The sequence below is a fragment of the Lewinella sp. LCG006 genome, from assembly GCF_040784935.1.
GTDB lineage: Bacteria > Bacteroidota > Bacteroidia > Chitinophagales > Saprospiraceae > Lewinella.
The window spans coordinates 160569-182530 of the sequence record NZ_CP160680.1 but is presented as its reverse complement, the minus strand read 5'-3'; the positions used below and the strand labels follow the sequence as shown (position 1 = coordinate 182530).

General features: G+C 47.4%; 15 protein-coding genes. 9 read left to right on the top strand and 6 right to left on the bottom strand.

Features of this window, described 5'->3' with window-relative positions; translation table 11 throughout:
- Positions 1-194: 194 nt before the first annotated feature.
- From AB0L18_RS00615 to AB0L18_RS00595, 5 genes are all read right to left on the bottom strand, one after another.
- Positions 195-1004: an SDR family oxidoreductase gene (locus AB0L18_RS00615; RefSeq protein WP_367390651.1), complete on the bottom strand. Its 810-nt coding sequence runs from the start codon at positions 1002-1004 to the stop codon at positions 195-197.
- A gap of 8 nt (positions 1005-1012) precedes the next feature.
- Positions 1013-2002 (bottom strand): NAD-dependent epimerase/dehydratase family protein, encoded by a 990-nt coding sequence (locus tag AB0L18_RS00610; RefSeq protein ID WP_367390650.1) that lies wholly within the window; start codon positions 2000-2002, stop codon positions 1013-1015.
- A gap of 475 nt (positions 2003-2477) precedes the next feature.
- Positions 2478-2978, bottom strand: coding sequence for an NADAR family protein (locus tag AB0L18_RS00605; protein ID WP_367390649.1), 501 nt, complete (start codon positions 2976-2978; stop codon positions 2478-2480).
- A 175-nt stretch (positions 2979-3153) separates the two neighbouring features.
- The gene (locus tag AB0L18_RS00600) at positions 3154-5214 is read right to left on the bottom strand and encodes an Omp28-related outer membrane protein (RefSeq protein WP_367390648.1); all 2061 of its coding nucleotides are present in this window, start codon (positions 5212-5214) and stop codon (positions 3154-3156) included.
- A gap of 301 nt (positions 5215-5515) precedes the next feature.
- Positions 5516-7648, bottom strand: a complete 2133-nt coding sequence (locus AB0L18_RS00595) for an FAD-binding protein (RefSeq protein WP_367390647.1) — start codon at positions 7646-7648, stop codon at positions 5516-5518.
- A 205-nt stretch (positions 7649-7853) separates the two neighbouring features.
- On the opposite strand from AB0L18_RS00595, the gene AB0L18_RS00590 reads away from it, so the two are divergent.
- Positions 7854-8453 (top strand): DUF502 domain-containing protein, encoded by a 600-nt coding sequence (locus tag AB0L18_RS00590; RefSeq protein WP_367390646.1) that lies wholly within the window; start codon positions 7854-7856, stop codon positions 8451-8453.
- Positions 8454-8633: 180 nt separating this feature from the next.
- The gene (locus AB0L18_RS00585) at positions 8634-9221 is read left to right on the top strand and encodes an SET domain-containing protein (RefSeq protein ID WP_367390645.1); all 588 of its coding nucleotides are present in this window, start codon (positions 8634-8636) and stop codon (positions 9219-9221) included.
- 145 nt (positions 9222-9366) lie between these two features.
- On the opposite strand, the gene AB0L18_RS00580 is transcribed toward AB0L18_RS00585, so the two are convergent.
- Positions 9367-11799, bottom strand: coding sequence for a TonB-dependent receptor (locus tag AB0L18_RS00580; protein ID WP_367390644.1), 2433 nt, complete (start codon positions 11797-11799; stop codon positions 9367-9369).
- A gap of 299 nt (positions 11800-12098) precedes the next feature.
- Between AB0L18_RS00580 and AB0L18_RS00575 the strand changes: the two genes are divergently transcribed.
- The 7 genes from AB0L18_RS00575 to AB0L18_RS00545 all read left to right on the top strand — a co-directional run bounded on the left by AB0L18_RS00575 (position 12099) and on the right by AB0L18_RS00545 (position 21525).
- On the top strand, positions 12099-12758 hold the full coding sequence (locus AB0L18_RS00575) for an alpha/beta hydrolase (RefSeq protein ID WP_367390643.1): 660 nt from the start codon (positions 12099-12101) through the stop codon (positions 12756-12758).
- A 100-nt stretch (positions 12759-12858) separates the two neighbouring features.
- Positions 12859-13521, top strand: a complete 663-nt coding sequence (locus AB0L18_RS00570) for a DUF2461 domain-containing protein (RefSeq protein WP_367390642.1) — start codon at positions 12859-12861, stop codon at positions 13519-13521.
- Positions 13522-13604: 83 nt separating this feature from the next.
- Positions 13605-15794: a glycoside hydrolase family 3 C-terminal domain-containing protein gene (locus tag AB0L18_RS00565; protein ID WP_367390641.1), complete on the top strand. Its 2190-nt coding sequence runs from the start codon at positions 13605-13607 to the stop codon at positions 15792-15794.
- A 1-nt stretch (position 15795) separates the two neighbouring features.
- Entirely contained in the window at positions 15796-16032 is a 237-nt protein-coding gene (locus AB0L18_RS00560; RefSeq protein WP_367390640.1) for a hypothetical protein, read from the top strand.
- 13 nt (positions 16033-16045) lie between these two features.
- Positions 16046-17539, top strand: a complete 1494-nt coding sequence (locus AB0L18_RS00555; RefSeq protein ID WP_367390639.1) for an alpha-amylase family glycosyl hydrolase — start codon at positions 16046-16048, stop codon at positions 17537-17539.
- A 650-nt stretch (positions 17540-18189) separates the two neighbouring features.
- Complete coding sequence (locus AB0L18_RS00550; protein ID WP_367390638.1) at positions 18190-20037, top strand: tetratricopeptide repeat protein; 1848 nt, start codon at positions 18190-18192, stop codon at positions 20035-20037.
- Positions 20038-20193: 156 nt separating this feature from the next.
- Positions 20194-21525: a DEAD/DEAH box helicase gene (locus AB0L18_RS00545; protein ID WP_367390637.1), complete on the top strand. Its 1332-nt coding sequence runs from the start codon at positions 20194-20196 to the stop codon at positions 21523-21525.
- The last annotated feature ends 437 nt before the right edge of the window (positions 21526-21962 follow it).

Here is a 21962-nt window from a genome sequence, read left to right as displayed (position 1 = left end):
AAGTGAGAAGTCGGAAGTAGCGAGATGAGCGAAGAGCTGGAGGAGAGTGCGCCACTAGTGGGTACAAATACGTCCGAATTCCTACCTTCCCACTTCCGACTTTGAAATCGGAAGTATTTGATGCTACTAGTTCAATGCTACCCTTACACCCTTACACCCTTCCAACCCTTCCACCATCCGGGCTTAAGCCCAGACTACTCCCCATCCCTCAAATGCTTCCGAATCATCGCCCACTCAAAAATACGAGGGAAGAAACGGGGCATGATACCCGTCAACTTGCCCAATAAAGAAAGGGTCTGCTTGTATTTTCGTTTTTCGATGCCGCTCACGAAATATTGGGCGACTTCTTCTACGGGCATTTTTTTGAATTGGTCGCGTACCGGCATGGTCACGACCTCACCTTGCTCGTTGAGGTAGGTTTTGGTGGGGTCATTTTCGGCGAAACCGATGTAGTTGATGCCTACATGAACGCCCGTACCCGCCAGCTCTATCTTGAGTGATTGCACCAGTGCCGTCAGCGACATTTTTGAGGCAGAGTAGGCGGAATAATTGGGGATGCCCATGAAGCCGGCGATGCTACCCGAAAAGATCACGCTTCCTTTGGTTTGCTTCAAATACGGGATGGCCGCTTTGGTAGGGTAGAGGACCCCCAGAATATTGGTGTGAAAAACTTTCTGGAAAGCATCTGCCGGGGCATCGGCAATACTGCCCGTCATGGCCAGACCAGCGTTGTTGACCAAAATGTCCAAAGCACCGTATTGGGCGATGGTTTGCGCTATGAGGCGCTCACAATCATCGTAAATGCCCACATCACCCTGAATAGCGAATACTTCCAGACCTTGTGCTTTTAATTCTTCCGCTGTGCGGGTGAGTTTTTCCAGGTTACGCCCGTTCAATACCACCTTCACCTGCTTTTGGCCCAAGGCTACGGCTACGGCTTTGCCAATACCCATACTCGAACCCGTGACGATGGCTACTTTTCCTGCTAATGTTGACGAACTCATTTACTTACTTACTTGTTAAGATAGCCATTCTCTTGAAACCAATTGAAGGCCTCACGTACGGCAATTTTGATTGGTGTTTGGGGCAATTGCAATTCCTTCACAGCTTTGGCTGCTGTATAGTAATTGGTGTCGAGGCTGATCTGTGCCACTGCATAACTCACCACTGGCGGCTTGCCCGTGAGGTAAGCCCACATTTGCGAAACAGCTCCGTAAAGCAAGATGAAAGGCTTGGGAATCAATATTTTGGGGGGCTTCACACCTAGCTCATCGGCCACCAGTTGGTTGAAATCCTTGTACGATAAGTTTTCATTGGCCATGATGTAGCACTCGCCGCTCCGACCCATGGTGAGGGCGTTGGCAGCAGCTACGGCCACGTCTTTAACATAGATAAAATTGCGCCCACTAGCGGTGTAGCCAGGGACTTTTTGGTGATACAGGGCCAGCAACAATTCGCCACTACTGGGCTTGGTATCGTACGGCCCCAGCATAAAAGTAGGGTTGATGATGACCGCATTGAGCCCGTGATTTTTTACATGCTCAAGGATGGCTTCCTGGGCATCCCGCTTCGAGTCGATATAATCCAGTCCGTACTTGCCAGCCGCGAAAGGAGAATGCTCATCACCGGGTTTTTCCAGCGAGCCATTGCCAAAGGAATTGGCCGAGCCCACGGAAACCAGTCGCCTTACCTTGTTGTGCAAGGCCGCCTGGATCACATTCAAGGTGCCTTCGTGATTGACCCGGCGCGTGATCTCCGAGCGCTGTGGCCAGATTGAGGTGTTGGCCGCCGCGTGAATAATATAGTCGCAACCTTGGGCGGCTTGAATGACCTCTTCGGCGTTGAGCAGATCACCATATCGTTTGGTGACGTTTAGCTCATCCAAGGTCTTGATGTGCCTTCCTTGTTGAATAAACGCGTAGACTTCATGCCCGCGATCCAAGAGTTCCCGGACAATATTGTTGCCCAAAAAACCATCGGCTCCTGTAACCAATACTTTCATTACCAATATAATAGATGAGTGAGGGGTTGTCGGCGTATAAAACTCGCAAATTACTCCAGTATTTGCGACGGGCCGAAAGATAGGGAAATTACGTGGGGTTTACCTCTTGATGGGGGCGTAACAGTGGTTTCGTAAAGAAAACCACCAGGGGATTGGTGTGAAATTCCTGGCTTTTAGGGCGATATATTTGTGCCTTGGTATTGGACTGCACAGTGCTCCTTTATGCAGGGTGTGAAACCCTGCCTTACGGAGCAGTTGCTATCTTTCCTTCATGCAGGGTATGAAACCCTGCTTTACGGAGCAGTTGCTATCCCTCTTCTTCTAAAGTCTAGACTCTGAGCTCTGGCCTACAGGCTTGTGCGTTTATGTGCTGTTTGTCGTAGGTTGCACCTACGGCGCGATAACTTAATACTAGCCTGTCAAGAAAGCGCTAAAATCCGTCGCGTCAGAAAAGCATCAGGTTGAACAGTCTACTTTAAAGCCCTGTATTTTTAGCTGCCGCAGTAAGTAACGACCGCACCGACATCAGCGTTTCTCCCAGCAGGTTTTGGCCTCGCCAGTTCGATTGATCTAATATTTTATCATCTTTAGCTCCCAATCCAATACCCCAAATAAGATCATAGGGAGAGGCTTCTGCTAAAATTTTATGACCAGTTTGCAAGAGTCGGTCTTGCAAATCCTGATGCTGCGTAAACTTTAAATAATTCCCGTACCAAACGATTCCCAGCTTATGTTGATCCCACAATTCTGCTTGGAAACCGCGAATCAACCGACCCATTTTTTGCTGTGCAGACGGATCAGGTTCTTCCAGCAGCTTTTGAGCGATTTCCAGATCACCAAACAGAATCGCTTTTTTATACATCATATATTGCTCACAGCAATTGTATTCAATGCCATCCACATCTACTATATTCCTTAGCGTCCATTGCCCAAACTGGTGTTTCCAAAAGAAGTAATAATTTTCTGTCTCTCTCATGAACGCGGTTTTGAAGCAATTCAGAAATGGATGCCTCATAAATTTACGAAAGAAAAAATAACTAGCCACTAAAGCACTAAAACACATAATCTCACAAAAAAAATATTCCGTGCTATTCCGTGCTTTAGTGCTTTCGTGGCTAAAAATAAACGCCGTTTCTCCGCAGTTAAAAAACCTATTCAGGCACCACCACAAACTTACCGGAATAAATCACCCCACCTGCCCCTAGCATGTTCAGATAATAAATGCCGGGAGAAAAGTTGGAGACGTCGTAGTCCAGTTGGTGCTGTCCTGCGCTGTAGTCTTGTGTGCCGAAGTTACGCACCTGTCGTCCTGTTGCATCATAAATGAGCATACTGGCCGGGGTGTCATTCGTTAGGCTGAAGCTCAAGTGAAGCTGGTCACGAGTTGGATTGGGGAAAATACGGGCCTCGTTTACGACTTGTGAAAGGTAATCGACCGGCGTGGGATCTGACATTAGTTTTTCCTTTGCCACATTGATGATCTCCCGTTCTCTTGCATTCGGGCTGTGGTAGGCCAGTATTCCTACCAGAGACAGCTGTTCTTTATCCCAACTTGCAGGGACGAGAAACAGGAATTCCTCACTGTATTGTGCTCCCGAATTGACGATGTTTGGGATGATGTCTGGCGTTCCCACGGCACCACCGGGCATAGCTCGCACCACTCGCTGGTGCTGGTAACCAACAATGGGGTCGCCCATTCCCGCGAAAGGATGCCCAAAGGTGGTGTTGTAATTATTGGCCTGATCATAGCCGCTGCCAGTGCCGGTGATATTATCCTCGGTAATCGCTAGTGCAAACCGCATATCGCCATAGGCATCGTCCATGAAATTGGCTGTGAGCGTTACCCGCAGAACGCGGTTGTCGGGGTTATAGGTGTGTTCAATACTTACTTCCGCCGGGGTATACCGATCGAGTTGGGCCGCAACCATACCCGGCCAGTAGTCACGATTAACTGCAATCCCCAGTTCTGGAGAGAAGACCCTATTGATAGCCGCCTGAGGAAAACCTTGGAGAATAATCAGGGTGCTGACGTCATAGCTAACGCTGACATCCATCGCATCTCCTTCATGGAAAGCAAGCGCGACTACATCATCGGGATGATCTGTGAGAATATCCTCCAATATTACTTCTCCATCGGGGCAATAGCCACACCAGGCCCCACTAAATTCCTCGATAAGCACGGTTCTATTACCGGAGGTGCCAGTGTAGGTGAAAATGTCTTTACAAACCTGGTCATTACAGGATTGTTGGTCGCTATTGTTCCCGTTGAGCTGATCAGCGTATATACAAAGAGTGGAGAGCTCGCCACTGGTAGTTGCCATCCAGGGAATATCGTGCACAAAGGAATAAGTACCTCCATTGGGCGCAATATTGACGCCTGTGACTTCCATGGTTTGTACCGGGCCACCGTTGATGGTATAATTCAAATGGAAGGAATTGATCGCAGTGTTTCCCTGGTTGGTAATCGTGCCGCTAACATCTTGTTCTCCCACTTGTATTCTGGTTGGAAAATTCAGATGGGTCAATTCCAGATTATATGCAGCACCATAGAAGGTGTAGACAACATCGTCTGTATATTCAAGAAAACCGGGTGAAAAGCCATGGTTAGGGCTGCCTTCTACCATTGTAGCGCTACTACCGTCCGCATTTTCACAGCCTACTGTTCCAGAGAGGGCGACAACAGGGTTACCCGCAGCATGGACAATGTCAAAATCACCACATTCGTAAAGCCGAATGGCAAAAAAGAGCGAGCGATCCGTATTCTCCGGAAGAAGACTAAACCAACGAATCAGATGGACCCGATTGGGCGCAACACCGTAGGTCCAGGTAGATATATGTGATCCGCCACCGTCTATAATGAGCGCTTCCCAGAAGGCATAAATGGCGTTATTGGGTCCTTCTGCGGCAGGTAAGGCCGTATTCTCCGACGCACCACTATTGGCATCGGCATCGGTAAAACTGATAAAACCATTTCGGGAGGCGACATAACCACTCACGGGAACCCCATAAAATTCAAAAGGGAAAGGTAAAGCTTGCCAAGCTGTCACATCCGTTGTCGTGTTGTCTTCCAGGATATAATCGGGTTCTGGTCCAAATATATCCATAGGATCCCCTGCTGGGGTGTTTCCTGTAGAAACAACGACTTGATAGTCTTGAGAAATACCTGCCTGTAGCAGCAGGGTAGCGAGGAATAATAGTAGAAGATGTTTCATGTTTAATAAATTATTGGTCAATAAAATAGAAGATCAAGTACCTTAAGTACGGTGACAAAGTTGGGACCGGAACCAGTGGTGGGGGTATTAAAAAAGGGAGGAATGATATAAATTACTGGAAGGAGTATAAATTTTGGTAGAATATGTATCACAAACAGGACATTCAGCTAGTTTTGCTCTGCTTATCTATTCTGCCGTGAAAAACCAAATTTCAATCCCGATCCACGGTGTTTACTACCGAAAAGAGGTGCTTCAAAATTTTCATTCGAAAACCTTGAAGCACTCTATTGATCACTTGGCTTTAGGTAAGCGGCCCCGCATCGTGCAACCAGAACCGCTGCCGATCAGGGGTCTCGTTTGTTTCCCCCAAACGGATGCAGAGACCATCAAAGCTTCCACCATTACCTATATATAATAATTGCTTGGCGGTAAGTTCGTGGATACGGTAAGAACCGTCCTCTAAGGCTTCCAATCGGAATTTGCTGTTATCACCTTGGGGCTCATTCTTGTAAGTTATTGGGAATGCACCATCTTCTACCGTCCAGTAGCGATGATCAACGGTGCGAATGTGGTAACAACCATCACCCAGTGGCGTAAAGTAAAAATACTGATCCACTGTGTCGCCATAGGGTTGGCGTTTCAGCTTATGTTCTACTCCTCTCAAAACTGTTAAGTAGCCGCCCTTGGTATTTTCACGGATACGGTAGTAGCGGGCCGGGTCAACGGGGGTAGGCAAACTTACATCAAGGTCACGTGGCAACTTGAAGCGATCAGGCTTGCCCTGTAGCAGTTGTTGCCGAACGGCTAGGTAGTGCTCCAAATCACGGCCGTATTGTTGAGCTACTAAGCCACGGTTTTCTTCAATCAGGTTATTCTGTCCCCAGTGGGTACGGCCCGCAGAAAGCACTTCGTCAATGATCCGCAGGATGCGCTGACCATGCTGACTGTGAGGGACAAAGGGTTGCTCAAAGGAGACAAAACGCTTTACCCCTTCTTTTTTAAACATGGAGAGGGCATGCTTTGATGCACCAACAAACCGAACACCCATCGGAGAATTATAGTATAGGTCTTTCGTTTTTTTACCAATCTCATTGATGAGGTCAATAAAGGATCTATCAAAAGTGCGCTCATCCCCGTGATAATCGATCATCTTCTCCGTAGCCATCATTTTCAGAGGGGGGATATTGCCTCCCATATAGTGTCGCCAGTCCAGCTTTTCACCTTCTGGGGAAGTGGCTCTCGTATAAAATATTTTTTCAATTCCACCTTCCATGGCGCTGGGAATATTATAAGCCATCTCCCATAGTTTCATAGCAAGCCAAGCACCAAAGATATCCAAGAGACTTGGAGGTTGATTAGAGCGAATAGTGGGATCATAAGGTATTTTATCGTGGATGACCAGCATGGTCTTTTTTGATTTTGGCATCACCCACAAATCTAATTGCCACGGTCCATTTCCTGCACACTCATTTTGAAGAATCCTGGCGATCTCCTCTTCTGCCTGACTTAATTGATCGTAATAAACGCGTTTAACCACCAAACTGTAAGGAGGCGACGCCTGCAAGATAACCGAGTAAATAATGCCCACACTACAGCGATTGATTGTAGCGTAAAAAATATGATCGTCCTGAATCAAGACTCTTCCTTCCTCAGCGTATTTATACTCGTATGTAGCACGATTAGTGATGCCATCGGTGGGCTCTATCCGATATACTTTGCCGTCACTCTGCACGACATCAGCCGACAGGATGAAGTCTACCAAAGGGGCTAAAAAGCCTGATTTATGGGTAGAGGTAACTGCAGCACCCACCAGGCTTTGTGGCGTATATCCACCCCAGCTCAGGGCCATATTTTCTTCATAAATATCATCAAGGAGCTTGGGAATTCTGACCCCCGCTTCTGTTTGATAATAATATTCTTTTTTAGGGTCTTTATGGTATAGATCCCTGTCAAAAGGAAGTTTTCGGTTCAAACAGTTGGTTAAGATCAAATACTGGCTATGTTGAGCGTACAAGCCGTTGAGCGAAAGCCCTGCCCCCAGCACATCAATAGCACTGCCATCTGGGGTTTTCTTGATCAGCTGAATCAGTTCTTCAAGAGTAGTAGGTTCCGCAAAATGATTAGGTTTCACTTGTACAATATCTCCAAAACCAATGGCTCCATTCACTTCTGCCCATTCTGCATGTCCATTAGCTCCGGTGTCAAAACTTAAGCCACCTCTATCTTCGACTTGTTCAGGTTTTTTTTCGGTGTAATCAGGGAAGTGCTCATTGTTCACCAATACTTGGTTCATCCTCTTAAAAAATGCAGGAATCTGGGTTGCGTCCATTCCTTGGATTTCAGCGGCGATTGCGAGGTCCAAATCCGGTAACTGGTTTTTGGTCGCGTTCGATAATTCACCGATCAAATCTTCGATTTTCATTGTTGTTTTCATGATGTTAAACTAAATTTTAGGTTTAAAAAAGAAGATCAACAAGTACCTTAAGTACGGTGACAAAGTTGGGACCGGAACCAGTGGTGGGGGTATTAAAAAAAGGAGGAATGATATAAAATACAGGAAGGAGTATAAATTTTGGTAGAATATGTATCACAAACAGGACATCTGTGTTTATATTAAGGCAACCGATTAAACAACACAAATGAAAACAATCGCTACTTATTTCCTCCAAGGCCTCTTGTACCTTACACCAATTACGGTTACGGGTTATGCGCTGTATTGGAGCTTTACAGAATTGGATCAATTGCTGGGCTTCAGTTTCCCTGGGGTAGGGATTTTGATCATGCTGGTAGGCGTGACGCTGGTAGGTTTCATTGGTAGCTTTCTCATCAAACTGCCCTTTTTTCACTTTCTGGATCATCAGTTGGAGCAGGTACCTTTCATAAAGACGATCTATACTTCGGTCAAGGATATGCTCAAGGCGGTGGTAGGCCAAAAACAGGGATTCAATCGCCCGGTTCTGGTGAAAATGGGCAACGATACTGAAATTCGTCGCCTCGGTTTTGTGACCGACGAAGGGCTTAAGTTCCTCAAGACAGAACAACAGTTGATCACCGTTTATGTGCCTTTCAGCATTTCGTTCAGTGGGCAGCTGTTTCTGGTTCCTCCCCATTATTTACAGCCCGTGGCTGCAAAATCTTCCGAAATCATGAAGTACGTCATGGCAGGAGGAGTAACCACGGTGATGGATGATTTGTCGGAGGAGCGTGCGGGGGGCAAGGAAAGTGTCGATGTTAAGTAATATTCCGTACTATTTTGTGGCTTAGTGCTTCCGTAGCTAATTCTTCTTCAAGGCAGGAAGACTGGTTGGCGAAATTGAAAATAATCAAGCATTGTATTGTTTTATAGCCTACATTGCGCCGTTTTTTACAAAGAATCAATATCTTCTTTTTCATTACCTCTTTAATCAGCAATCGTTATTATGATTCATCCGAATACGGAACTAAGATTCATCAGCGAATCTATTGGTTACGGTGTTTTTGCAACCAGTGATATTCCCGAAGGAACCATCGTCTACGTCAAAGACAGCTTGGAATTGGTGATTAGCCCCACGGATTATTTGTTGCACACGCCTGAAATGCAGGAAGTCGTTGAGAAATATTCCTACATCGATGAAAAAGGCAACCGGATTATCAGCTGGGATTTCGCCAAATACGTCAACCATTGCTGCAATTGCAATACCATCAGCACCGGCTACGGTTTTGAGATTGCCATCCGCGAAATCAAAAAAGGAGAACAAATCACCGACGAATACGGCATCTTCAACCTGGATTATCCCATGACACTCGTCTGCGGAGAACCCGGTTGCCGCAAAATCATAAAACCCGAAGATTTCGACAACTACTACGAGCAGTGGGACCACAAAATCCGCCAGTCCATCAGTCATCTTTTTACGGTAGAACAACCCCTGATGCCCTTCGTAGAAAAAGAAACCCGCGAACAACTTGACGAGTTTTTCCAAAATCCGGAACGTTACCGGTCGGTTTATTCGCTGCGGTTGAAGAAATAAATTTTTTAAGGTGTAAAAGTGTAAGGGTTGGGTAGGTGTAAAAGTTGTAATGTAGAGCTCGAAAGTCAGAAGGATTCGATACCCCTAACGAAACTCAAAATAACCCTTACACCTTTACACTTTTACACCCTTCTAACCTTTACGCCTAAAAATCATCCCCATCTTCACCACGACCACCACCTTCACCACGGCCACCACGCTGCTTGCTTTGGTTGAGACGGTAGCTAAAGGTCATAATCACCTGGCGGGTTTGGCGCCACTGGAAGAAACTTTCTTCTTGATAGTCTGGTAAGTTGATTTCGGATCGACGAATACGGGTGTTGAACAGATCCCGTCCGCTGAGGGTGAGGGTGCCTTTACCCGAAAGAACATCCAAAGAGGCGGCTATATCTAGTGCATACGATGATAATCGCCGGCCTTGGGTTGTATTTTGAGGTGCATTGTAGCGGAAAGAAGCCTGAACCTGTAGTGGCTTGCTGATCTTGAATTTGTTGTTGATGCGGCCACTCCAGGTGTAGGTGTCGCTGGAATAGTCGCGCTCCTGAAACTGACCATTCACCTGCTCCCGGTAAAAGTTGAGGTCGGTGTTGAGGTCCCAACCTTTCAGGATTTGGTAGGAAAAGTTAAACTCCAGACCATAAGCATCCCTTGCGGAAAGGTTGACCGGGAAAATCAGGGTGGTACCTTCTTCTTCACCTGCCAAAATGAGGCGTTCGATTACGCCAGTCGTGCGGCGATAGTAGACACTGCTCAGCAAGGAACCATTGGTCAGATATTGTAAGAAGCCCATTTCAAAAGCATCCGTAAACTCTGGGCGTAGGTTCGGGTTACCGGTGTTGATATTCCTTGGGTTGTTGAAGTTGGAGAAAGGCAAGAGGCGACGAAAATATGGACGACTCAGGCGGCGGCTGTAACTTAGTTGGAGCTGCTTAGTCGTAGAAAACTTGTAAGCCAGGGAAGCACTGGGGAAGAGGTTGAAATAATCCTGATCATTGGACTGCTCCGATTTTAGTAGCGAAGCCGTGATGTCCGATAATTCCGCCCGTAGGCCCACCTGGGTACTGAAAGCACCAAATTCGTGGGCACCAATCAGGTAGGCCGCATAAATATCCTCGGTATAAAGCAGCTCATCATCAAAACCGGGTAGCACCTCAAAGGTACCATTGTTACTTTGTTGTACTTGAAAGTTATTGTTGACGGTACGGAGGGCCATCCTCATTCCACCTTCAACTTTACTTTTGTCTCCGATGGGGTAAACATAGTCGGTTTGGAAAAGAAAATTACGCTCATCTTCGGTATTGCTGGAAAGCTGTAATAATCGGATCGGTGAGTCATTGTCCATCTGATCGTAGTCCGCCAATTCGGTATCATCATCCAGAATATACTTCATCACGACTGTCCATTCCCGGTCTTTTTGCTCAAAGGTCTTTTTGTAGGAGACGGATGCCTCCAGGTTTTGAGAGTCTTCCGTTTCCAAGATGTCGCGAATGGTCAGGTTGGTGATGTTTTCATTGGCATCGAAATCGCGGTAGCTGACCATCGAGTTATTGTCTCCTTTACCGCCCCGGTACAAAAGGGAACCGGTGATGGTATTTTGGGGATTGATGATCCAGTCGGTACCCATTTGCAGATAACCACTGGTGCTTGCGCGGGTCTGGTCGGTGGTCGTGCTGTAAAATTCGGTCAGGTTGCCATTCTCAAAAAAGCGTTGGGTAGCTTCCCCGCCACCGGGTGATTTCCGGTAATCAACACCGAAATTTGAGAAGAAGTTGAAATCTTTTCGGCGGTAGTTGAGGCTGTAAGACAGACCATAATTTGATGGATAACCCACCGTGGCGCCGAAGGAACCATTGACGCCCTTTTCCTGGTTTTTCTTGAGGATAATATTGATGATCCCTGCCTCACCTTCTGCTTCGTAGCGTGCCGATGGGTTGGTGATGACTTCGATACTCTCAATGATGTCGCCTTGCATGCGCAGCAGGGCTTTGGTATCACCAGCACTGAGCATCCCCGATGGCTTGCCGTTGATCAAGATTCTCACTCCCTGGCTACCTCTGAGGCTGACGTTGCCTTCGGGGTCTACACTCACGGAGGGGACGTTATCGAGAATATCTGCGGCGCTGTTGCCGCCGTTGGTCAGGTCTTTAGCCACGTTAAACACTCGGCGATCTAGCTTGAATTCCATCTGACTGCGCTCGGCGGTCACTTCTACTTCTTCCAATACCGTAGCATCTGAGGTCATAAAGATTTGGCCTAATGCTACGCTTTCTACTTCTGGCGTCACCTTGATATCAGGAATCACATTGTCTGCAAAACCAATAAATTGCAATACTGCATAGTAATTGCCTGGAGCTACAGGCAGGCTAAATTTACCATCCAAGTCAGTGAGGTCATTGCTGGCCATACTGCTGTCTTGCTGGTTGAACAGGATCACGGTAGCAAAGGGAAGGGGTTCTCCCGAGCTTTGTTCGATCAGTGTTCCCTGCACGGGGATTTTACTATTTGTTGATTGAGCGACGAGCAGATGGGTGGAAAATAAGGCGAGTAAAACAATTGCTAAACGAGTAAAGTAGGACATTGGAATTCGATATTTTGTAATATTCGATGTTGTAACAATAATTTTATCGATTTGCTCATTCTTCCCCGCATTATTTTTAAGGTAGGGGTTGATTTTTGGGGCCTTTCCCCGCTTTTGCGAGGTTGCCAACTGCCTGCCCTGTAAAGTCTGTCCTTGCTAGGTGGCTGATCGGAATGTGGAAACAACAGCCATAGTAAGCAGCATGGGTTGTCCGTCCTTATTCCTCCATCCCTCATCCTTCTACCAGAAATCACTTACAACTTTCGGTGAATACCAAAAGTCAGGTTTAACTTTACTACATGAAGCTAAAAACACACCTCGCATTACTCTTCTTGCTACTGGGCATCGTCTTACTTACATGCAAGCCTTCAGGGTCACCACGTTATTTGTTCTTTCTTCACAATCGCTTCCTGGAAGACCATGCACTCGAAGACCAACACCCACAGTATGGTCGAACGGAATACGAGGAGATCAAAGCCGCGTTTTCCCAGGCAGGATTAAAGGTCATTAGCGAAAAACGGCCACCCAATACCAATGCGCACACCTATGCTTTAGCTGTGGTGCAACAAATCGACAGCCTCTTAGCGCTTGGCGTTCCTGCCGATCATATTACAGTAGTGGGTACCTCCAAAGGTGGGTACATCGCACAGTATGTTTCTACGCTGGCTGCTAACCCACAATTAAGGTTTGTTTTCGTAGCTTCGTTTCAAGACAGCGATATTGAACAAATCCCTGAAATCAATTATTGTGGTAATATCCTGACCATCTATGAGCGCAGTGACGCTTTTGGCGTATCTGCCGTTCGCCGTAAGGAAACCTCAAACCTGCCAATTCCCCGATTCGAAGAAATCGAACTCAACACAGGACTTGGACACGGTTTTTTATTCAAGCCCCTGAGAGAATGGATAGTCCCTACTATAAACTGGGCAAAGGCGGAAAAAGGTGTAAGCGTTGGGTAGCTATAAAGGTGTAAGGGTTATTTTTGGGTTTATCTAGCAGTCACCAAACTCTTACACCCTTACACTTTTACACCCTTACACCGTTTAACAATTAAAAACCATGAGCAAAAAACAAATTTTCACCTTCCTTCGCGATCTCACTGTCAACAATTCCAAGGAGTGGATGGATGCCAACCGCAAGGAATACCAAAAGGCCAAGAATACCTGGTTGGCAGAGATTGCTTTGATCTTGAAGCGATTGTCCGTACATGAGCCTTCATTGGAGCAAGTGAAGCCCAAAGAGACCATCATGCGCATCAATAACAATCGGAGATTTCAGCCGGACAAGCCGCTGTACAAAGACAATTTTGGCTGCAGCATCGGCATGGATATGAGCAAGCCAGGCTTTTACATCCACCTCAGTCCCAGCGGCTCTTTTGTAGGGGGAGGTATCTATCGTCCGGAAAAGGAAATTTTACAAAAAATTCGAGAAGCTATCGATTATGATGGCGCTCGTTTGCGCAAACTTACCAGTACTGCCCCTTTTACGGATTTTTACGCGGGTCTCGACGAAGACGATCAGGCGCTCAAAACAGCACCTCGCGATTTTCCTAAAGATCACCCCGAGGTGGAACTGCTGCGACGCAAAAACTTTACGGCCATCAGAACTTTGTCTGAAAAAGAAATTATCGCGGATGATTTTCCTGCACTGATAGAGAAGGCTTACCTTTCTCTTCAGCCATTAAACAATTATCTTATGCAGGCAGTAGCGTTTGAGGAATAAAATTTCGTTTATCTTTGGTTCTTGTTAAGATGACACTAAGTTCAGGCTGTTACCATTGCTAATCTTTTAAACCTAATGTTCGTATGATCCATTCCTTAAAAAATTATCTCTTCTTGGGCTTGTTGGCACTTCCACTGCTGTTTCTGACGTGCGAAGCACCTGCTGCTCAAGAAGAAGAAGCCGAAAAAGCACCAGACATAGAAGCCGCCATCGATTCGCTGATGAGCCAGCTGACCTTGGAAGAAAAAGTACGTATGATTCACGCCAGTTCTTCCTTTACCAGTGGAGGTGTAGAACGCCTGGGGATACCAGAGCTTGTGATGTCGGATGGCCCTCATGGGGTGCGCCACGAACACGGCCGCGACTGGGCCAAAGACGAAGGGGTAAGAGATAGTAGTACATATCTGCCTGTGGGTACGGCACTAGCGGCCACCTGGAATACCGATCTAGGCTATGCTTTCGGAAGTGTATTGGGTAGCGAAGCCAATTACCGCGGCAAGGACATCATCCTGGGGCCTGGTCTCAATATCATTCGTAGCCCACTCAATGGTCGCAACTTTGAATACCTGACCGAAGACCCCTACCTCAACGCGCGAATGACCGTTGGGTACGTAAAAGGAGTACAAGACCAGGGCGTAGCTGCCTGTGCCAAGCACTTCGTAGCCAACAACCTGGAGTACGAACGTGAAAAGGTGAATGTCGAAATGAGCGACCGTGCCCTGTACGAAATTTACCTGCCGGGCTTCAAAGCTGCCGTGCAGGAAGGAGGTGTTTATACCGTAATGGCTGCTTACAACAAATTTCGAGGCGATTACTGCGCACACAGCGAATACCTCCTGGATGGTATCTTAAAAACAGAATTTGGCTTTGATGGCGCCGTCATCAGCGACTGGAACGCGGTGAAGAATACCATGGAAGCTGTCAATGCTGGCATCGATCTGGAAATGGGTTCCGACCTGCCTATGCTAGGGAGCGGAAACCTGGATTACGGGAAGTTCCACATGGGAGATACCCTGGTTACCTTGGTGAATAATGGTACCATTGATGTAGCACTGATCGACAAAAAAGTACGTCGCCTACTGCGTACCATGTTCCGAATCAACGCTTTCGGTGAACGCCAGGCAGGTGCTTACAATACACCAGCGCACCAAAAGATCGCTCGACAGATTGCCGACGAAGCGATAGTTTTGCTTAAGAACGACGGCATCCTGCCTTTGGAGCAATCCGCTACCAAAACACTGGCGGTAGTGGGTGCCAACGCTACCCGCAAGCACGCCGGAGCAGGCGGAAGCTCACAGGTGAAAGCCTTCTACGAAGTGACACCAATAGCAGGTTTGCAAAACCTCTTGGGTGAAAATACCGCCATTACTTATGCCGAAGGCTACACCGTTAGTCGGGAAGGAGGCAGTAATGCCGACCTCATTGCAGCAGCTGTTGCGCAAGTAAAGGACGCCGACGCAGCCATTTACGTAGGCGGCTGGATTCACGGCTTCAGTGACGAATGGAACGACAACGCTTACGATGCAGAAGCTACCGACAAAGCGAGTATGGAACTTCCATTCGGGCAAGATGAACTCATTGAGGCACTGTTGGCTGCCAACCCCAATACGGTAATTGTACTCATGGGGGGCGGGCCGATTGATATGCGCAAGTGGCAAGGTAAAGCCAGAAGCATTATACAGGCTTGGTACCCCGGCATGGAAGGCGGTAATGCGCTGGCGGATATCCTTTTCGGCAAGCTCAATCCTTCAGGGAAATTGCCGATGACCTTCCCTGTGAAGTTGGAAGACAGCCCTGCCCACAAGCTGGCCGTTACCGGGTTTGAGTCGCTGGAACAGAATTATACCGATGGCATTTTTGTAGGCTATCGTTATTTTGATACCTATAATGTGGAACCTGCTTTTGCCTTTGGTCACGGCTTATCTTACACTACTTTCGGCTACGATGACCTCACGGTAAGCAAGGAGGGCAAAACCGTAACCGTGAGCCTGAAAGTTACCAATACCGGCCAGCGTAAAGGTGCAGAAGTAGTGCAAGTTTACGTCAAAGACAACGAAGCAAGCATGGAGCGCCCTGCGAAAGAGCTCAAAGCCTTCCAGAAGGTAAAACTCGAACCAGGGGCTAGCCAAAACGTGACCTTGACGCTGGACGAGGCCGCTTTCTCCTACTACGATGATCAGCAAAAGAAATGGGTATTGGAGCCAGGGGCTTTTACGATTATGGTAGGCAGCTCTTCCCGCGATATTCGCCAGGAGAAGGGATTTACCTGGTAGTATGATCATCAGATTCACCAAGAAAGAACGCCGCTGCCAGCTCACCTACCAACGCCAGGACGGAGAGCTGCTAGTAGCTGATTTAGGCCCTGACTTGTCTGGCCACGATCTGGCCCACTTTGTAATGGAGCAAGCCTTAGGGATGAAAGAGGGCTTTTATGGTAACCTCTATCGGGGGTATGGTTTGAAAATTTCCCTATCTTGTTCGACTCCTTTTAAAACCGGCATTTATCAATAATAAATCATGTTTTATGAACGGTTCTTTTTTTCGTTATTCATTGCTGAGTTTTGCTCTCTTTTGCTTCCTGTTTTCTTGCAAAGAAACGGAGAAGACAGAAGATGCCACAGTTGTCGAAGAAGTTGCAGTAGAAATGCCTCGCCTGCCAGATTGGCAAAAAAATGCTACGATTTATGAAGTCAACTTGCGGCATTATACACCGGAAGGGACTTTCAATGCATTTGCCAGCCATCTACCTCGGCTCAAAGAAATGGGGGTAGATATCCTGTGGCTGATGCCTATTCATCCGGTGTCAGTGGCTCGGAGAAAAGGAGGCTTGGGCAGCCCTTACGCTGTAGCCGATTACTTGGATGTTAATCCAGATTTCGGGACAATGGATGATTTTAAAGCCTTACTAAAGGCCATTCACGACCAAGGGATGTATTGTATTATTGACTGGGTACCCAACCATACCGGCTGGGACAACCCCTGGATTACGGCACATCCAGATTGGTATACCCAGGACGCCGAAGGTAATATCGTTGACCCTATCAATCCAGAAACGGGTGAGTCATGGGGCTGGACAGACGTAGCGGATCTTAATTATGACAATCCTGAGATGCGCCGGGCAATGATTGATGCCATGGCTTTTTGGGTGAAGGACATTGGTATTGATGGCTTCCGGGTGGATGTTGCTCATGGTGTGCCCTTGGATTTCTGGGAAGAATGCAATAGTGAACTCTACCAAATTAAACCTTTGTTTATGCTGGCTGAATCAGCTATCCCTGATCGGCGAAATAGTGGCGGTTTTGTCATGGATTACGGCTGGGAAATGCACCATTTATTGAATGAAATTGCGAAATACCAAGGGGCCAATCGCAGTGAGAACAAGCAATTGGTGCAGGGGAACCTGGTAGATACTGAGCACCAGCAAATGGAACCCAAAACTGCTCTCGATATTGATGCCATCCTTGCTCAAAACAAGGAGGACTACCATCAAGGCTACTTTATGCAATTTACCTCCAATCACGACGAAAACGCTTGGGCTGGTACGGAGTTTCAGCGAATGGGAGATGGTCACCTGGCTTTTGCGGTTTTAACGGCGACCTTCGATGGGATGCCGCTGTTGTACACCGGTATGGAATCGGCGGTAGATAAACAATACGAATTCTTTGAGAAAGACGAGATTGAGTGGGGCAATTACGTTTACGCCGATTTTTACCACAAACTATTCGATCTTAAGCATCGCAACGAGGCGCTCTGGAATGGTGAAGCCGGTGGCGAACTGGTGAAAATCCCGACGGGAAATGATGAAAATATCTATGCTTTTACCCGAGAAAAGAACGGAGACAAGGTGGTGGTCATCATCAATCTATCTGCACAGGAGCAAGCCCTGAAATTAACCGGCGATAATTTTGAGGGAACCTACGCTGATTTATTTTCAGGGGAAGAGACGACGCTGACACAAAATTGGGCCACCAAAATGGCACCCTGGTCTTACCACGTGCTGCACCGCGAAAAAGAGTAATAAATGTGAGGTTGGGGGGGAAGCCTGTTCATCAATTGATTATGCTCCCCAATCTCACGGTACTTGGTATTGGGTACTGTGTACTTGGATTAAAATAGTTTTTCCATCTGAGTGCCTAGTACTAAGTACTTAATACAGTGAGGTTGGGGGTCGGGATTCTTTCATTTTCAAGAGCTTTGTGCACCAACCTCACCTTGATTTAATGCGAGGAGACGCTCACTTCTGTATTGCTGATGACTTTATACCCGGCACTAAGTGGTTTGGGAATATTATCGCAACGTCATTTTCTGCTCTGACAAGGCGAAAAACGTAGGCGAAGCCTAAGCTTCGGCGAGGCTTTTTAACGCAGTCAGAGTAGAAAAGGACAAGTGAGAATGTCCCAGACCACTTAGTAACGGGTATAGTAGAGGGCCAGGTCGGTCTTTCTTTTGTCAATAGGTATCGTGAAGACAAAAGTACTTCCTTGTTCTTCAGCACAAATTTTGAGGATTCAGCCCATCTTTTGCACGATCTTTCGGCAAATGGCCAGACCTATGCCAGTACCTTCATACGCTTGTATCATCCTGCTCCAGCTAATAAGCCATCCCGGTAGAAAATGAGGAGTTCCTAGGTATGTTTTATCTTTATTTTACTAAAACCAACATTTTCCTATGAAATACGTACTCTCCTTATTGGTGCTTATTGGGGGATGCTCATCCGTTTTTGCCCAAGAAACAGTCTATGATTTACCTGATCCTATTATGGAAAAGATCAGTGCTGCTGTGGAATGTTTAAAAAGTGAGCAGTCGGACTGCAACCGTTTTTTTGATGCTGCTATAGCCCTTGCCCAACAAAGTGATACAGATACGCTTTTAGCGATGACCTATTTTGAGGTTTGCAATATGCTCGACTATCACGGGGATATGAAGGATCGTTTGGCTTACGCCCAAAAAGCAATAAGGGTTACCAATGGGCAGCAACACCCTACGGTGACCAATCGGATTTATCGGGAAATGGCCAGCGCTTACCGTAGGCTAGGGCAAATGGATAGTATTTTTCCAGCCTTTGATAAAGCCTTGGAATGGGCGATATACAGCAAGGATTCCAGCTTTATTGCCATTACACTCATCCAGTTGGCCGGCAATTTTCAGCAGGTTTACCAAGATCGTAAAGCCATCGAATTGTTGAGGGAGGCCGAACCTTACGCACGCGCCAGTCCGGATGCTCATCGCTTGTACGGTATAAAATTTCAACTGGCCACTTCGTACCAGGGGATTGGCGAAAATGATCAGGCTGCTGCCTTGTTGTTGGAAGCCGCTGACGGTTTTTTGGAGGTAGAGGATACGATGATGTACGCCTCATCACTGGTCAATTGGAGCAATAATTTGTTGGATGCCAAGGAGACGACTGCCGTACTGGATCGTTTGCCCAAAGCTCTGGCTGTTTTTAAAGGGTATGCCAATGCGACCCTTTATGCCGAGACCCAACTGGGACGAGCGTATCTTTTAGCGGGAAATTTTCCGGAAGCACTACAGGTTTTAAAACCAAACCTGAAAATGGCCGAAAATTTAGGGAATGAGCGACAATTCATTTACATCAAACGCCTTTTGGCGGAAACTTTTCTCGAAAGCGGCCAACCACAACAGGCCTTGACGTTTGCCCAATCTGCGTATGAAGCCACAAAGGAACAAGCTTTCTCCAGTACTCATCTCAACGTGTTGCAAACCTACGCCAAAGTATTGGCCGCAAATGGACTAAATGGGGAAGCCGTAAAAATCTTTCAATTGTACAACACTACCCGTGATACAGTTTTCAACGAAACCAAAATCAAAGAAATAGCTGCACTGCAAGCTTACTATGAAGCAGAACAACGTGAAGCCGAGTTGACAATGCAAGCCCAGGAAATTACCAACCTGGAACAACAAGCCCAGCTGGATCGCTGGCAGCGTTGGGGCCTTCTCACCATCATTGGCCTCCTCCTTCTAGGTGGCTGGGGCATCTGGAACCGTGAGCAAAAGCGTAAAGCCGAAGCACAAGCCCGCCACGCAGCTGAGCTGGAACGCGAAAACCTGGAGAAAGAATTGCTACAGGAGCAACTGGCTTTCCGCACCCGTGAACTGCAGGCGCAGGCACTGCACCTCTCCCAAAAAAATGAACTCCTGCGCGAAGTACAGGAAAAAGTTACCGCGCTGTCGCGCCGCCCGGAGGGCGTAGACATTCGTCAACTGAATGCAAAATTGCGCATCGAAAAACAAATGGACGACAACTGGGATCAGTTTACCAAAGTATTTATCGAAAACAACCCTTCCTTCTTTCAGACCCTGAACGAACGTGCCGAAAAACTGTCTAAAACGGATATCCGTATGGCCGCTCTCCTCCGCATGAACCTCAGCAGTAAGGAGATTGCCTCCATGCTGAATATCTCTGACGAAGGGGTCCGCAAGGCCCGCTACCGCCTGCGCAAGAAACTCCAATTGGAAACCGCCGAAAGCCTCGAGCAGGTCATCGTGGGTATGTAGGATGCTCTTAGGTGTATGTTGGTGATTCGAAAAATCATTTCCCCAGCGGGTGAATTCGTGAATATATCCTGTCTAAGCCTTTCCTTATCATCCCTTCTATTTCCTCATCTGGTTTAAAAAAGCGAGAATTCCTCCAAAAACTGCTACCTTTGCGCCGTGAAATTTACAGATTTTAACCTTTCGAAGTCGCAACTCAAAGCCCTGGCAGAAGCTGGCTTAGAGACGCCAACGCCCATTCAGGAGCGTGCCTTTCCCGTGATCATGTCCGGTAAAGATGTCATCGGTATTGCCCAAACGGGTACCGGAAAAACGCTGGCCTACCTGTTGCCGGTACTACGGATGTGGAAGTTCCAGAAGCACCGACTACCACAGGTGCTCATCATGGTACCTACCCGCGAACTGGTCATGCAGGTCGTCGAAGAAATAGAGCGCATCACTGCTTATCAGACGGTTGTTGTGGTAGGTGTGTACGGTGGTGTAAACATGAAACGTCATCAGGCGGTCGTAGAAGACGGGCTGGATGTGCTGGTGGGCACGCCTGGCCGAATTTTTGACCTCGCCCTCCAGGGAGCACTGCGTTTTAAAGAAATTCGCCACCTCATTCTCGACGAAGTTGATGAGTTGTTGGCCCTGGGTTTTCGGCCCCAATTGACGAAGATCATTGATATTCTGCCCAAGAAGCGGCAAAACCTGCTTTTCTCGGCTACCATGACGGAAGATGTGCAGGAAGTGATTGATACCACCTTCGATTACCCCGTCATCATTGAGGCCGCCAGGGTAGGGACACCGCTGGAGAACATCACCCAGACGGTTTATCACGTTCCCAACTACCGCACCAAGCTCAACTTACTACAGCACCTGCTCCACGATAAGGAGACCTACCAACGTACCCTGGTTTTTGCCCCTAGCAAGCGACTGGCCGATATGGCTTACGAGCAACTGGTCCCCGATTTTGAAGAAGAAATGGGAGTCATCCACGGCAACAAGAGTCAGAATTTCCGTTTTGAAGTGCTGCGTAAATTCCACGCCGGGGAAATTCGCATCCTCATTGCGACGGATTTGATCTCACGAGGGATGGACATAGATGATGTTTCGCACGTCATCAATCTGGATACCCCTACCGCGGCCGAAGACTACATCCACCGGATCGGGCGTACCGGCCGATTGGACAAGGAGGGGGCTGCCCTTACTTTTGTTACCGATGAGGAAAAGCCTTGGTTGGAGGCGGCAGAAGAGTTGATGCAAAAAACGGTGGAGGTCCTACCTATGCCCGAGGAGGTTGAAGTGTCGGAAGAGCTGATCCCCGAAGAGATGCCTAACCTGCGGGTACCCAACGTGCGGGTAAAGATGGCCCCTCGTGGCGAAGGAGCCTTCCACGACAAGAAATTTAAAAATACCAAAGTAAAACTCACCCGCCGCGAGCTCGAAGAAAAACGCGGCCGCAAGAAAGCCGATCGGCGGAATAAGAAGAAGAAAAAGAAGCGGTAAGGGAGGTAGTACTAGGTGTTTTGTACTTGGTATTATGGTTTCCTTTTGGTTGAGTAGAACCGTTTATTTGTGCGGGGTGCGTGCGATTTGCGAGTTCAAAAATTCCGACTTCAGACTTTGAAAAGTGTAAAAGTTTGAAAAGTGTAAAGGTGTAAGGGTTGGTTGATTGACGCTAGTAGCATCAACTACTTCTGATGGCTCCTACTGACATCTTTACACCTAGGCTGTACCATCTGGTGGTAAAGGGGTGAGACGCTTTTTGGGCTGTGTTCACGACCCCTGCCAGCGAAGCTGCCGAGCAGGCAGGGGGCGTGAATTCAAGCTAAATACGTCTCAGCCCAGATAGGTCAGATTGAACAGCCTACCCTTACACCATTACACTTTTACACCCTTACACTTTTACAACGTTTACACTTTTTCGGATGCACTACTATAAT

Coding starts and splice junctions, on each gene's coding strand:
- AB0L18_RS00615 (WP_367390651.1), bottom strand. CDS start 1,004: ATGAGTTCGTCAACATTAGCAGGAAAAGTAGCCATCGTCACGGGTTCG.
- AB0L18_RS00610 (WP_367390650.1), bottom strand. CDS start 2,002: ATGAAAGTATTGGTTACAGGAGCCGATGGTTTTTTGGGCAACAATATT.
- AB0L18_RS00605 (WP_367390649.1), bottom strand. CDS start 2,978: ATGAGAGAGACAGAAAATTATTACTTCTTTTGGAAACACCAGTTTGGG.
- AB0L18_RS00600 (WP_367390648.1), bottom strand. CDS start 5,214: ATGAAACATCTTCTACTATTATTCCTCGCTACCCTGCTGCTACAGGCA.
- AB0L18_RS00595 (WP_367390647.1), bottom strand. CDS start 7,648: ATGAAAACAACAATGAAAATCGAAGATTTGATCGGTGAATTATCGAAC.
- AB0L18_RS00590 (WP_367390646.1), top strand. CDS start 7,854: ATGAAAACAATCGCTACTTATTTCCTCCAAGGCCTCTTGTACCTTACA.
- AB0L18_RS00585 (WP_367390645.1), top strand. CDS start 8,634: ATGATTCATCCGAATACGGAACTAAGATTCATCAGCGAATCTATTGGT.
- AB0L18_RS00580 (WP_367390644.1), bottom strand. CDS start 11,799: ATGTCCTACTTTACTCGTTTAGCAATTGTTTTACTCGCCTTATTTTCC.
- AB0L18_RS00575 (WP_367390643.1), top strand. CDS start 12,099: ATGAAGCTAAAAACACACCTCGCATTACTCTTCTTGCTACTGGGCATC.
- AB0L18_RS00570 (WP_367390642.1), top strand. CDS start 12,859: ATGAGCAAAAAACAAATTTTCACCTTCCTTCGCGATCTCACTGTCAAC.
- AB0L18_RS00565 (WP_367390641.1), top strand. CDS start 13,605: ATGATCCATTCCTTAAAAAATTATCTCTTCTTGGGCTTGTTGGCACTT.
- AB0L18_RS00560 (WP_367390640.1), top strand. CDS start 15,796: ATGATCATCAGATTCACCAAGAAAGAACGCCGCTGCCAGCTCACCTAC.
- AB0L18_RS00555 (WP_367390639.1), top strand. CDS start 16,046: ATGAACGGTTCTTTTTTTCGTTATTCATTGCTGAGTTTTGCTCTCTTT.
- AB0L18_RS00550 (WP_367390638.1), top strand. CDS start 18,190: ATGAAATACGTACTCTCCTTATTGGTGCTTATTGGGGGATGCTCATCC.